General features: G+C 33.4%; 9 protein-coding genes and 2 pseudogenes. 8 read left to right on the forward strand and 3 right to left on the reverse strand.

The window, feature by feature from the left end; all coding sequences use genetic code 11:
* Positions 1 to 252 precede the first annotated feature (252 nt).
* Complete coding sequence (locus PGOND44_RS06100; RefSeq protein ID WP_003438445.1) at positions 253 to 3,183, forward strand: FAD-binding and (Fe-S)-binding domain-containing protein; 2,931 nt, start codon at positions 253 to 255, stop codon at positions 3,181 to 3,183.
* Here PGOND44_RS06100 and PGOND44_RS06105 read toward each other — a convergent pair.
* Positions 3,172 to 3,456, reverse strand: coding sequence for a hypothetical protein (locus tag PGOND44_RS06105; protein ID WP_190311273.1), 285 nt, complete (start codon positions 3,454 to 3,456; stop codon positions 3,172 to 3,174). The two genes, PGOND44_RS06100 and PGOND44_RS06105, sit on opposite strands and share 12 nt — an antisense overlap.
* A gap of 189 nt (positions 3,457 to 3,645) precedes the next feature.
* Positions 3,646 to 3,990, reverse strand: a pseudogene (locus PGOND44_RS15820) (aminotransferase class I/II-fold pyridoxal phosphate-dependent enzyme); the annotation flags it as partial.
* A gap of 624 nt (positions 3,991 to 4,614) precedes the next feature.
* Here PGOND44_RS15820 and PGOND44_RS06115 point away from each other — a divergent pair.
* The 5 genes and pseudogenes from PGOND44_RS06115 to PGOND44_RS15825 form a co-directional block, all read left to right on the forward strand.
* The gene (locus PGOND44_RS06115) at positions 4,615 to 5,646 is read left to right on the forward strand and encodes a BF3164 family lipoprotein (RefSeq protein WP_003438463.1); all 1,032 of its coding nucleotides are present in this window, start codon (positions 4,615 to 4,617) and stop codon (positions 5,644 to 5,646) included.
* Entirely contained in the window at positions 5,643 to 6,179 is a 537-nt protein-coding gene (locus PGOND44_RS06120) for a hypothetical protein (protein ID WP_003438479.1), read from the forward strand. The genes PGOND44_RS06115 and PGOND44_RS06120 overlap by 4 nt, the downstream gene beginning before the upstream one ends.
* Before the next feature lies 1 nt (position 6,180).
* The gene (locus PGOND44_RS14970; RefSeq protein WP_003438482.1) at positions 6,181 to 7,062 is read left to right on the forward strand and encodes a GLPGLI family protein; all 882 of its coding nucleotides are present in this window, start codon (positions 6,181 to 6,183) and stop codon (positions 7,060 to 7,062) included.
* Between the two features lies 1 nt (position 7,063).
* Positions 7,064 to 9,778: a TonB-dependent receptor gene (locus PGOND44_RS06130; RefSeq protein ID WP_003438484.1), complete on the forward strand. Its 2,715-nt coding sequence runs from the start codon at positions 7,064 to 7,066 to the stop codon at positions 9,776 to 9,778.
* A 148-nt stretch (positions 9,779 to 9,926) separates the two neighbouring features.
* Positions 9,927 to 10,368, forward strand: a pseudogene (locus PGOND44_RS15825) (IS1595 family transposase); the annotation flags it as partial.
* A gap of 70 nt (positions 10,369 to 10,438) precedes the next feature.
* Here the strand turns inward: PGOND44_RS15825 and PGOND44_RS06135 are convergent.
* On the reverse strand, positions 10,439 to 11,245 hold the full coding sequence (locus tag PGOND44_RS06135; RefSeq protein ID WP_003438487.1) for a hypothetical protein: 807 nt from the start codon (positions 11,243 to 11,245) through the stop codon (positions 10,439 to 10,441).
* 213 nt (positions 11,246 to 11,458) lie between these two features.
* Between PGOND44_RS06135 and aroC the strand changes: the two genes are divergently transcribed.
* Positions 11,459 to 12,517 (forward strand): chorismate synthase, encoded by a 1,059-nt coding sequence (gene aroC, locus PGOND44_RS06140; protein ID WP_003438490.1) that lies wholly within the window; start codon positions 11,459 to 11,461, stop codon positions 12,515 to 12,517.
* A gap of 5 nt (positions 12,518 to 12,522) precedes the next feature.
* Positions 12,523 to 13,839, forward strand: a complete 1,317-nt coding sequence (locus tag PGOND44_RS06145) for a dicarboxylate/amino acid:cation symporter (RefSeq protein ID WP_003438492.1) — start codon at positions 12,523 to 12,525, stop codon at positions 13,837 to 13,839.
* Positions 13,840 to 13,848 lie beyond the last annotated feature (9 nt).

Genomic DNA, 13,848 nt, shown 5'->3' on the forward strand with positions numbered 1-13,848 from the left:
ATGGAGTTATTTATTTAAATAATCTCCTTCTATAAATTTAATAAATTATATACTCAATGCTTATTTTTTTCAAAACTTTAATCCTAAAATTCAATATTTAACTTTAAGTTCTGTATCTCAGGTATCATCTGTTTAAAAGTTTGAACTCAATAGATAGTATTTCGAATCTAAATCTTATCTTTTGTTTACCTACAACTTTATGGTTATCATAGTATTTTAGCATTATTAAATATCTGAAATTATCAAATTAAGATGCAAGCCTCCTATTTAAAAGACTTATCGAAATCAATTGAAGGAGAACTTTATCTAGATGACCTTCATCAAATCATTTATGCAACTGATGCATCCGTGTATAGGGAACTACCACTTGCGGTCTGTTGTCCTAAAAACGAAAATGATTTAAAAAAAATCATCGAGTTCTCTTTTCTTAATAATATATCATTAACTCCGAGAGCCGCAGGAACTTCTTTAGCTGGACAATGCGTTACAGATGGAATGGTTGTGGATTTAAGTAAGTATTTTACTTCTCAAATTAATTTTGATAAGATCACTAAAAGTATAAGGCTACAACCAGGGATTATAAGAGATAGTTTGAATAAATTCCTATCTAGTCATGACTTATTCTTCGGCCCAAATACTTCAACTAGTAACCGTTGTAATGTTGGCGGTATGTTTGGTAATAACTCTTCTGGGACGACTTCAATAAGATACGGCGTGACCAGAGATAAAATTATATCTACTAAGGGGTTTTTATCCGATGGTAGTTATATCGAAGTTAAAACTCTTAATAAAAATGAATTTCAGAACAAGTTAAAATTAGATTCTTTAGAGGGTTCAATTTATAGGTATTTCAATGAGTTGTTTCAAAGGCCAGATATTGAAAGTCTTATTGAAAATGGATTTCCAAAATCTTCCATACACCGAAGGAATACAGGTTACGCCATAGACGAGTTATACAATTTATCCTTTTTTAAACAAGAGTCTATTGATGAGTTTAACCTTAATAAACTTTTATGTGGAAGTGAGGGTACGTTGTTTATAGCTACAGAATTGGAGCTTAAATTGGATGATACAGCACCTAAGCATTCAGCGATGATTGCTGCTCATTTTAGAAGTATTTCAGAGTGCTTGGAGTCGGTAGAGCTTACACTATCTCATCATTTGTTTACTTGTGAGATGATGGACAAAACGATCTTGGACTGTACCAAGGAAAGTATGAAATACAAGGATCATCGTTTTTTTATTGAACAAGATCCCGAGGCGATTTTAATGTTAGAGTTAAAATCGAATTCTCTTGATGACTTGAAACTTCAAGTTCAAAATTTACTCGATGATATAAAATTGAAAACTAAAGCTTATGCTTCACCAGTCTTAAAAAATGGTGAAATAGATTTAGCTACAGAGTTAAGAAAAGCGGGTCTTGGTCTTCTAGGTAATCTTATAGGAGATGGTAAGGCTATAGCTTGTATTGAAGATACGTCAGTGGCTATTCCAGACTTACCACATTACATAGCAGATTTTACAAAAATAATGAAATCATACAATCAGAAAGCTGTGTATTATGCCCATGCTGGTGCTGGTGAGCTTCATTTAAGGCCTATTTTAAATCTAAAAACATCCAAAGGAGTAAAAGAGTTTAAACATATTTCTGAAGATGTCGCCAACCTTGTGAAGTCATATAAAGGAGCCTTAAGTGGTGAACATGGAGATGGTAGAGTTAGGGCGCCTTTTACAAGACAAGTTGTTGGAGAGGAATGTTATGCCGTTTTCAATGAGATAAAACATCTATTTGATCCTCAAAATCTGTTTAATCCAGGGAAAATAGTCAACCCAAAACCTATTGATTCAGATTTACGGTATGAGGTGGATAGAGTAGAGCCTGAGATTTCTACAAAAATGAATTTCTCTAAAAGTATGGGAATCCTTAGAGCAGCAGAACAGTGCAATGGGAGTGGAGATTGCAGAAAATCCCATGAGTTTGAAGGAGGAATGTGTCCAAGTTACCAAGCCACTCGCAATGAGAAAGATACAACCAGAGCAAGAGCTAATATGCTTCGTGAGGTTTTGACAAATAATCATGAAAGTAAAAACCCTTTTGACGATGAAAATCTTAAGGAAATTTTTGATTTATGTATTAGTTGCAAAGCTTGTAAAAATGAATGTCCAAGCAATGTGGATGTTGGAGCTTTCAAAACTGAATTTCAGTATCAATATCAAAAAGCCAACGGTATAAAACTTCGTACCCTAGCCTTTGCAAAAAATAATACAATTAATACCCTAGCCTCTAAAGTAGCACCGCTTTATAATTGGTTAAACTCTAATAAATTAATAGGTCCTGTAATTAAAGAAATTGCTGGAGTTGCAAAAGAAAGAAGCCTACCTACTTTATATTCTACATCGTTAAGGCGAAAAATAAAAAGTGGAAAAATCTCACTTTCTCCTAAAGGGACACCAAAACAATCCATTTATCTATTTATCGATGAATTTACAAATTATCTAGATGTCACTATTGGTGAGGATGCCGTCCAGCTTTTAGTGAAATTGGGCTATGAAGTTAAAATTATAAATCATTCAGAAAGCGGAAGAAGTTATTTTTCAAAAGGCCTATTGGATGAAGCTCAAAATTTTGTGGATGTTAATGTTGAAATTTTTAAAGATATAATTTCTGAAGACATCCCGTTGTTAGGAATTGAACCCTCAACAATCTTAAGTTTTAGAGACGAGTATTTAAAGTTGGCTTCAGATCAATCTTCAGCAAATAAGCTGTCCAAGAACGTCTTTCTTATTGAAGAATTTTTGAATGCTGAAATTCAAAAAGGGAATTTGACTTCTAAGCAATTTTCTAGTGAAAAACAAGATATAAAAATTCATAACCATTGTTATCAAAAAGCTTTATCTAGCCAAATTCATACGTTCAATCTACTCAACTTGCCTGAAAATTTTAAAGTTACCTTAATACCTTCAGGGTGTTGTGGAATGGCAGGAAGTTTTGGTTACGAAAAGGAGCATTATCAAGTGAGCCAATCTATAGGAGAACTTGTTTTGTTTCCAGCAGTTAGAAAATCAAAAGAGGCTATCATTTGTGCAAATGGAACTAGTTGTAGACATCAAATAAAAGATGGAACCCAAAAAGAGGCTTTACATCCAGTGACTATTTTAAATAAATTTGTCTTAGAAGTTTAAATTTATCGAAGAGTCTATCAGATTTTGATTGGACTGTACAGACACATCTGGAATTTCAAAATTCAACTGTTCTGGGATGTCTTCAAAAATAATGTCTGTGCTGACATCACTTTTAATTAAACCAATATCTTTTGCGTAGTAATTGGTTATCGTGGAAGCATTCTGCTCTTGGAGAATCGTAAAATCTGAAAAGACAATAAAAACACTTGCCGATAAATTAAGGCTAATTTTTGAGCTGTACACGTCCGAATAGGTTTGACCGTTTACAGTCATATTTTCCATAAAACCAGCATGAGCCAGAGTGATTTCATACTCAAGGCTTACTGGAAAACCATTGATGTCTTCTTCAACTTCGCCTAAAGAAGTGTAAAGTACGTCTCCTTGAGTTAAGGCTTTATCTACATCTCAAACTATAATATCATCTTTACCTTATAAGGAATCAGCAATTGATATAATATCTTAATAACCAAAATTTAAGAGATATGCCGCTTTTTTACTAACAAATTTAGTAAGTTCATTTTGAAATTATTCATACAGACCGGTATGTCTGGACATCATAAGTGCTCACATAAGATATGCAGAACCATATTGCACCGCCGCATCGTAATCGGCTTTTATTACTTCTAGGGGATTTGCTAGGCTAAGGTAGTTGTTAATATTCCAAGTAATAACATCCTTTTCTTGAAACTTCATTTTGTTAGAAATCTGTCCTTCTAATTTAGGGAAAACGAAATAACCTTCTGTCTGCACAACCCATTTTCCTAGTGGCCCTTTGTCTCTATAAATCTTTTCAAATAAATCCTTTATGCTTTGAGTTTGCCATTAATCACTGTTTCTTAGCTTCAAATATAAAAAAAGAAACAATTATTTTGTTAATTTTAGTCTAGCTAGTTGCAGCAGAATTACTTAATTATATTTTGAATGCATAATTTAATTAAAGTAACTATCCACCAAGTTTTGAACATAAAAAAGGACTGAAAGCAATCTTGACTATAAGGCAAACAAAAATGAAATAGGAGAATGTTAAAAAAATGTTAATTACAAAAGTAATGTTATTGATTATATAGATATTTAATTAACATTAATTAACATTAATTAACATTAATTAACATTAATTAACATTAAACACACTTATCATGAAAAATTTAAACATTGCAAAAAAATTGAAAATAGCAGCTGCAAGTGTTGCTATTTTATGTCCGGGTTAATCTTTGCCCAAATCAAACACGAAGGAACTGCAACAAACTATGCTTTTACTGGCAATAGCTCAGATTATTGTAATGCTTCTAATGGTCAACAAAATCTTAGAGTTATAAACTGTAAGCCAGGTGAAACAAGTTGCTATTACTAACCAATTTTGTTATTATCTAAACTTCAAATCAGCATAAATAAATTTTAATTATGCTGATTTATTATATATTAATTAAATTTATGAAATCACTTTATCTTATAGTACTATTTATAGTAATTACTAATTGCAAATCAAAAAAATCATTTAATGAAGATGCAATAGTATTCAGCACTTTTGCTTCAAACGAGAAACTAGAATTGAGTGTCTTTAAGGAAATTCCGGATATTTCGGTTGACGGTCTTTTAAATTACAAGGATTCTCTTTTAATAATTAGGAATGCGGCAAATACATCTGATTATCATTTTACAGCATTTGATTTAAGCAAAAAAACTTCTGTTTTTGATATTTTGGAATCTGGTAGAAGGGATAACGAGGCAGTGGCATTCTTATCTTATGGAATTTATGGCAACAAATTATGGGTGTTTGATATTGTGAAAAATAAATTTATAACCTCTCAAATAACCGAAGACGAATCGGGCGATGACCTACCCACGAATTCAATTTCAACATTCTATTATGGCATACAACCTCTAAACAATACAACTTTTTTGGGGACAGGTGATTACGATTCAGATTATAGAGCCGCTATTGTTGATACGAGAACCAACACTGTAACTAGGCAAATAGATTCCTATTCCAAGGATATGTCCAGAGGCTATAAAACGGCTTATGAAAGTTTTTTGTATTTAAATCCCAATAGAGATAAGGCTATTTTGGCAGCAAGGTTTACTGACCGTGTACAAATTATAAACCTTAAAAAAGAACGTTCTACTGTCCTTAAAGGGCCTTATGGCTTTGAACCTGATTTGGGTTTTATGACCACTAATGAAGGTAAAGAAATTAGTTACAGTAATGACCAAAGTAAATATGCATTTGTAAAAGGAAAAACGACCACTAATTATATTTATCTTTTATATTCCGGTAATTTACAAAACGGACCTAACGGGCATTACGGTAAGACCATACATATTTATAGTTGGGACGGAAAACCTATAAAAAAACTAATGTTACCAGATTATATCTTAGACTTTGCAATTTCTAATGACGATTCTGCTATATATACTTACAATCCGAATAAAAAAACCTTAGAATTCTCAACATTGAGTATATGAAAAATCTTGTATTCTACATATTCATTTGCTTAATTGTCTCTTGTGCCAACGATAACAAAAGTTCTGAAGAAGATTATATAAGAATACCAGATACATTAGTAGTTTATAATACCATGAATTCCACAGATTCTATGGCGTCCAAATCTGATATTATATCTAAATTAGAGTCCTTTACTATATTTACTTCTATTAACGTATCTTGTGCCACTTGCTTGTTCGAATTTGATAAATGGAGAGCGATTGGAAAGGGTTTTAAAGACAATACTGTATCAATTGTGCCCATTTGCCATTCTAAAGATAATTTTGAAATGCTAAAATATCTTTTTGAAAGTGGCGATATTAAGCCTCTAGATTTTCCGCTTTATTTAGATGATAAAAATAAATTTACCGAGCTAAATAAACATTTATTGGATGAGAACCATGGTTTAACAGTACTGGTTGATACTGATAATAAAATACTCTTGAAGGGCAGCCCTATTGATGACCAAACCCTAATGAAAAAATATACAAAACTTATAAATACCCAAAAATAATATGGTAAGAAATATTAACAATTTACTATTATATGTATTTCTTTTAGCATTATTCTTTAGTACAACTCAACTATATTCTCAAGAGACTGTTGAAGTACACGTGAGATATAATTTTATACACCAAAAGGAAAAAAATTCTGTAGATGCCGAAGTCCCTTTTGAAGAAACCGTAATCTTATCGGTTGCCCAGAAAAGTAGCCGTTATGTTGCTGAAAGACGTTACAACTCAATTAATAAAGCGAAGGAGAGCAAGAGCCAGTCTTCAAATGCTAGTAATGCAGGTAGCACAATAGTAGTATCTGGTGGGCCGCTTTTATTGGTAAATGAGACAGGTACTTTAATGAGAGAGGAAATTATGAAAAATTTTGATGACGATGAATTAGTTTTGACTGGAGGTATAGGGTTTAAGAGTTATAGAGTTACAACAGACATCCCAAAAATCGAATGGGAAATAAAGACCGACACTAAAACTATTGGAGACATATCGTGCCAAAAAGCCATTGGTAAGTATGCTGGCAGAACTTACAACGCATGGTTTGCACCAAGTTTACCATTTAACGATGGGCCTTGGAAACTTTCTGGTCTTCCAGGCTTAATACTTGAAGCTGTGGACGACAAGGAGGAAGTAAAATTTATCTTTAAGGAACTGTCCAAAAATACAGATAAGCAAAAAGAAAAAGTAATCTCCTTTAACCAAGATAGCTCCGATATTCCTACCAAACTTAAGTCGTATAATAGACTAAAAACTGCTTTTGAATCGGATCCTGTTGGAGTTGCCAAAGCCCAGTTTCCAAATGTAAGAATAGGCATATCCAATCCTAAAAAAAATGCTTCTAACTTAAAGATAAAGAATTACAACCCATTAGAATTAGAACTTAAATAATTTGTTTACTACCTACCATAGATTGATTGCTATTAAATTAATCCGTTTTTTATGGCTTTTGGTAATCCCTCTAATTCCATTATCAGGAACTGCCCAAAACGACATCATTTCTGGTAAAGTAGTGGGTGAGAATAACACAGTACTAGCATCTGCCAATGTTACCTTAGTTAATGACAACGGCGTAATTTTGGCATTTTCAATTTCAGACGATGATGGTAAATTTCAAATTGATATCGCTTCAATTAATAAAACTTCAAACTTATACCTTGAGGTTTTATACTTAGGGTATAAGAAAGAGCGTCAACAATTCTCTGAGACTAGCTCTGTATATAATTTTAAACTTATACCAGATGCGACTTTACTTGACGAAGTTGTAATTCGCGATAAGCCTCTTGTTGAGCGCCAAGGCGACACCTTAGAATACAATGTCAGTAAATTTTCTAAGCCAGAGGATCGCAGTATTGGAGATGTTCTTAAACGTATGCCTGGCATCCATGTAACAAGTGATGGCACCATTTACTATAACAACGAAGAAATACTAAATCTTTATATACATGGAGATGACTTAATGGCTGGTAAATACGGTTTGGCGTCTAGAGTGATAAGAAAAGAAGACATTATAAGCGTTGATATAATGCGGAACCATCAGCCTATAAAAGTGCTACAAGATAAAGTACCATCAAACAAAATAGCTGTAAACTTAGTGCTTAAAGATGAAGACAGCTTTAAATTATCTGCTCAGGCGCTTTTAGGAGCTGGCTTACCAAAACAGTACGATTTGGAGATAACACCGATATTGCTGAATAAAACCGTAAAATTTTTGAATCATATTGCGGCTAATAATAGCGGCATAGATTATAGAAGGGATTTTAAACAATTAGGGACTCAAAACTTTATATCGAATAAGCAGAGTGATGAAGTCGCGTTTTCTCTATCCCAAGGTACGGTTGGTAGTCCTGACCTGCCAACAGAAGATTATTATATAAATAATTCAGCAAGTATAAACCTTAACAACCTATACACTTTTAAAAACGATTTAAAGGTAAGGCTGAACATACAAGGCTTAATAGACAAAAACACCTTATCGTACTCCAATCAATTAATTAATTACACAGCAAATGATACCATTATTTTTGATGAAAGGCAAAATTTAACGAACAGGCCAAAGATTCTGTTATCATCAATTAATGTAATGAAGAATCAAAAAAACTTTTTCTTTAATAATAATCTCAAAATAAATGTTTCAAGAAACGACGATAGCAGCCGCTTAAGTTTTAATGATGATTCATTTTCCCAAAACCTATCGCAAAATGAGTTTACCATATCGAATGATTTTAATTATATACCCAAATTGAGCACAAAAGGTATCGCAGAAATTAGATTGATAACTGAATACAATACCAAAGACAACAAATTAAATTTAAGAGATGGCTATCAATTCCCTATAACCCAAGATGAAGATTATGAGAACGTTGAGCAGCTCTTAGAAATACCCACATTTTACATGGATGGGTTTTTATCGTATAAATTACCAACGTCAACTATAAAGCAAGATTATAGATTAGGATATACAAGAGAAAACCGAGAGTTTAATTCCACTTTACTTTTTAATACCACAAATGAGTCTTTTATATACGATGGCGATTCTGGGAACGCTTTAAATTGGAAAAAAAGCAAATACTATTTTATATCGGATTTTAGTGTTGAAACCAAAAAAATAAGAGCTTCCCTTAACTTGCCAATATTCTACCAATCTATAAATTATTCTCAAAAAGAATACAATCTTGATAAAAAGGATATTGGCTTTTTTTTCAATCCAAATATCAATTTTCAATATGCCTTTAATGTAGAAAAAAGGTTGAATTTTAGTTATGGCCATAACACTAATTTCGGAAATTTATCACAAGTTTTTAGAGGTGTTGTTTTACAAAATTATAGAAGTTTATTATCTAACAATGCAAATTTGCAAAGATCAGACACGGATACATTTAGTTTAAAATACACTTTAGAAAATTCTGCTGAGCTTATGTTCATAAATGGTGGAATTACATATAGAACTCTGAAAATCAACAATATACTATCGTCTACTATCGAGGATAATATCATTCGGAGCGAGTTACTTCCATTTGGGAATACCCAAAATAATTTAACGCTCAACTTAGGTTTTAGTAAATATCTTTTCGCTTTTAAAACTAAATTTTCATTAAACACGCAATTATCGCAATCCACATTCGAAAACATCATAAATGACAACTTAGTCCCTTTTAAATCGAACGGTATTTTGTTGTCTTCTAATTTTTCGAAGTCTTTCCTTGATATTTTTACTTTGGACTACACTCCAAGAGCAAATTGGAATTTTAGTCGGCTTGAGGCAGATGACCAAAATTTATCCGTAGAATCTATATCGTACAAGACTTTTAGGTTTGAACAAAATTTAAATTTAACTGTAACTCCTGCAAAAGAATGGAATCTGAAACTTAATTCAAACTACATCTCAATTAAACAGAATGACTTCAACAGCAATACATATTTTCTTTTAAACTTAAACTTTCAACATAATCTCAAAAACGACAAATTTGAGTTAGGTATAGATGTAACAAATCTCTTTGACGTTGATGAATATAGGCTATATTCTATTACCGACAATCAACAAATTAACACCAACTTTCAATTAAGAGGAAGAATGATTATAGCGAGACTGAATTGGTACTTGTAACTTATTTAATCTAATTAATAACTAAGTTATTAATTAAAAAATTTATTAGAATATAACTTCCAATAGGCGTATGTTATTCTAACTTCTAAATATTTAGTAGAGGTGAGTAGTAAATATCTATCTTTAATGCATGTATATATATTAAATTATTAGCATATTTAAGAGTCAAAATCTTCTAGAGTTCTGTTATTGGTACAAAGCGGATCTTGATTGTAAAAAGTATCTGGCTGGATTGGAGAATAAAACAGATTATAAATGATTAAAATGCAACCATTCTGCTAGTCAGATTAAGTCTGATTTTGCACGATAGTGAAAGTCGTCTGTGGACATGAGGAATTTACTACTAAAAATACGTTTTTTCAAAAGTTGAAATTTGGCCTTAGAAAAGCTTTTTTGCATGTTTTGAAATGTCGATATCTATCCAGAGTTTATCTGCAAGTTATATAGGTGTTTGCTAAGGTTTGACTGAAAAGACCGCTAGATTGTTTATAGTGAAAGTGAGAGAAGCCATGTTATCAAGCTGAAATAATCCAATGGATGGTAATGTGCAAGTGGATGAGTTTGTGCCTAGCGGAAAAGAAGAAGGTAAAAACAGGAGGGAGCTATGATGGAACCCAAATAGAGGCTTTACATCCAGCGACTATTTTAAATAAATTTGTCTTAGAAGTTTAAATTTATCGAAGAGTCTATCAGATTTTGATTGGACTGTACAGACACATCTGGAATTTCAAAATTCAACTGTTCTGGGATGTCTTCAAAAATAATGTCTGTGCTGACATCACTTTTAATTAAACCAATATCTTTTGCGTAGTAATTGGTTATCGTGGAAGCATTCTGCTCTTGGAGAATCGTAAAATCTGAAAAGACAATAAAAACACTTGCCGATAAATTAAGGCTAATTTTTGAGCTGTACACGTCCGAATAGGTTTGACCGTTTACAGTCATATTTTCCATAAAACCAGCATGAGCCAGAGTGATTTCATACTCAAGGCTTACTGGAAAACCATTGATGTCTTCTTCAACTTCGCCTAAAGAAGTGTAAAGTACGTCTCCTTGAGTTAAGGCTGCGTCGTAAAGAGTAACGTCTAGTAAAGGGATTGTAAAGCCTGGGAATTCATCACTGAGAAACACTGAATATTCTCCATCAAAAATAATAGTTTGCTCACCATTCTGTTTATAAACTTCTCCTGAACTAAGAATAGTGGTAAAAACCCCAGAAAAGTTAGTGACCGTTTGGGTAAAACTAAAGCGTTGTGGATTTTGAGTATTAACTTCAGAAATACTTAAGGTTTCGTTACCTGTGATAGTGCTCGAATTTTCTCTAGAGGTGTTCTCATAAGTCCAAGAATTATCTAAAGCCAGGGGAAAATAATTTGAGTCTGATAAGAGGATATCCTCATCCTCACTAGCACAAGAGTAACAAAACAAAAGGAAAATGATTCCTAGGTAAACGCTTACTTTTTTCATTATATAAATATCTAATGCAATTTAGATATTTTATATAGGTTTTGACTTATTTGTTGTCAAAAACAATAGAAGCGCTTATGAAACTTTAGGGCAGTTGAATTTTCCTACCCAATCTCCAGAATTCAGATATAGGAAATAGTGATTTTAATGGTAATCTACTTAGATTGTTTTTTGATTATTGGCGAAAACGGTTACATTTGTTTAAAACGATACATGGCATCAAATAGCTTTGGAAATTTTCTTAAACTTACAACCTTTGGTGAATCTCACGGAGTTTCCATTGGTGGAATTCTAGATGGAGTTCCTCCAGGAATTCAATTGGATTTAGAGAAAATTCAGAAAGATTTAGATAGAAGAAAACCTGGTCAATCTGCAATAGTCACTCAACGTAAAGAGTCTGATATCGTTCACTTTAAGTCAGGAATTTTTGAAGGGGTAACTACGGGATTACCAATTGGTTTTGAAATTCTTAATACCGATAATAAATCAAAAGATTACGGTCATATAAAAGATGTATATAGACCAAATCACGCCGATTATACCTATGATCAAAAATACGGTCAAAGAGATTATAGAGGTGGAGGAAGATCTAGCGCGAGGGAAACTGCTTCTTGGGTTGTTGCTGGTGCTATAGCCAAACAAATCCTGAATGATGTTCATTTCACAGCTTATACTCACGCTGTAGGACATTTGGAATTACAAAGTGAAGATAGTGTTGATTTTGATGTTATCGAAAAAAATCCTGTGAGATGTCCTAATGCAAAGAGGGCTGCTGAAATGGAAGATTATATTAAAAAAATCAGGAAAGAGGGTGATACTATTGGGGGTATTGTGAAATGTGTAATCTCCAATGTCCCTAAAAACCTAGGCGATCCTATCTTTGAAAAACTTCACGCCAATTTAGGTAAAGCTATGATGACCATTAATGCTGTGAAAGGATTTGATTATGGTTCTGGTTTTGAAGGCGTTTCGATGAAAGGGAGTGAACATAATGATTTGTTCAATGTAGATGGAACAACGAAAACCAACCATAGTGGTGGCATACAGGGTGGTATTTCCAACGGGATGAATATTAATTTTAGAGTAGCTTTTAAACCTGTGGCTACGCTTATGCAGAAACAAAAAACGATAGATAAAAACGCGCAAGAAGTAGAAATGCAAGGCAAAGGTCGTCACGACCCTTGTGTGGTTCCTAGAGCTATACCCGTCGTTGAAGCTATGTCGGCTTTAGTTTTGGCAGACGCCTTTTTACAAAATAAATCTCTTAATTAATTTCAATGAAAAAATTAGAATTACACTGGCAGATCCTTATTGGTATGGGATTGGGAATTGCTTTCGCATATATTTTATCTTTTTTTAGCTGGGGAAGCGATTTTATCACCGATTGGATTAAGCCATTTGGTAGTATGTTCATCAATGCACTAAAACTTATTGCAGTTCCCTTGATTTTAGCTTCTCTTATCAAAGGAGTTTCTGATCTCAAAGATATTTCTAGTCTTTCACAAATGGGCTTAAGAACTATTCTTACGTATTTAGCGACTACAGTTATTGCGGTGAGCATCGGTCTTGCAATCGTTAATATATTCGAGCCTGGTAAGAGCATAGAAAGTGAAACCAGAGAAGAACTCGTACAAAGTTATGGGGGTGATGCAGAATTAACCAGGCAAAACGCCCAAAAGCAAAAGGATTCTGGACCTTTACAAGCTTTAGAAGACCTAGTGCCCGATAATATCTTTGGAGCAGCATCCAGTAATGCAAACATGCTCCAAGTTATTTTCTTTGCTATCTTTTTTGGTATTGGGATAATTTTAATTCCAGAAAAAAAATCTAAGCCCATCAAGGAATTCTTTGACTCCTTAAATGAGGTTATCTTAAAAATGATAGATCTTATTATGCTAGCAGCACCCTATGGTGTTTTTGCATTATTAGCCGCATTGGTTGTTGAAGCACCGAGCGCAGATCTCTTTATTGCTTTGGCATATTACGGCTTGTGTGTCGTGGGTGGGCTACTTCTTATGATTGGAGTTTATGCGTTAATTGTAGGCATCTTCACCAAAAAATCACCGCGTTTCTTCCTCAATGGTATCTCGCCAGCTCAGCTTTTAGCTTTTTCTACAAGTTCTAGTGCTGCAACTTTACCTGTAACAATGGAAAGAGTGGAGGAGCATCTCGGTGTACATCCTCAGGTTTCCAGTTTCGTATTACCCATAGGTGCAACTATTAACATGGATGGGACTAGTTTATATCAGGCCGTAGCAGCGGTGTTCATCGCTCAAGCCTTTGGTATGGAATTGAGTTTTGCCGCTCAACTTGGGATCATTGCTACTGCAACTTTAGCCTCAATAGGTTCTGCTGCAGTACCAGGAGCAGGAATGGTTATGCTTGTTATAGTTCTTGGTCAGGCTGGAATACCTGAAGCTGGTCTTGCTCTCATCTTTGCTGTAGACAGGCCATTAGACATGTTGAGGACTTCTGTAAATGTAACTGGCGACGCTGCCGTATCTATGTTAGTTGCAAAATCACAAAACAAATTAGGCGATCCTAAAGTGAAAAACTGGGATGATAAGTATACAAAAGGAAAAGATTTTGAATAAGTTTTTATT

It is taken from the genome of Psychroflexus gondwanensis ACAM 44 (assembly GCF_000355905.1).
Classification (GTDB): Bacteria; Bacteroidota; Bacteroidia; order Flavobacteriales; family Flavobacteriaceae; genus Psychroflexus; species Psychroflexus gondwanensis.

What these genes read in the sequence shown, in the direction of transcription:
- PGOND44_RS06100 (WP_003438445.1), top strand. Translation starts at nt 253, where the DNA reads ATGCAAGCCTCCTATTTAAAAGACTTATCGAAATCAATTGAAGGAGAA.
- PGOND44_RS06105 (WP_190311273.1), bottom strand. Translation starts at nt 3,456, where the DNA reads ATGACTGTAAACGGTCAAACCTATTCGGACGTGTACAGCTCAAAAATT.
- PGOND44_RS06115 (WP_003438463.1), top strand. Translation starts at nt 4,615, where the DNA reads ATGAAATCACTTTATCTTATAGTACTATTTATAGTAATTACTAATTGC.
- PGOND44_RS06120 (WP_003438479.1), top strand. Translation starts at nt 5,643, where the DNA reads ATGAAAAATCTTGTATTCTACATATTCATTTGCTTAATTGTCTCTTGT.
- PGOND44_RS14970 (WP_003438482.1), top strand. Translation starts at nt 6,181, where the DNA reads ATGGTAAGAAATATTAACAATTTACTATTATATGTATTTCTTTTAGCA.
- PGOND44_RS06135 (WP_003438487.1), bottom strand. Translation starts at nt 11,245, where the DNA reads ATGAAAAAAGTAAGCGTTTACCTAGGAATCATTTTCCTTTTGTTTTGT.
- aroC (WP_003438490.1), top strand. Translation starts at nt 11,459, where the DNA reads ATGGCATCAAATAGCTTTGGAAATTTTCTTAAACTTACAACCTTTGGT.
- PGOND44_RS06145 (WP_003438492.1), top strand. Translation starts at nt 12,523, where the DNA reads ATGAAAAAATTAGAATTACACTGGCAGATCCTTATTGGTATGGGATTG.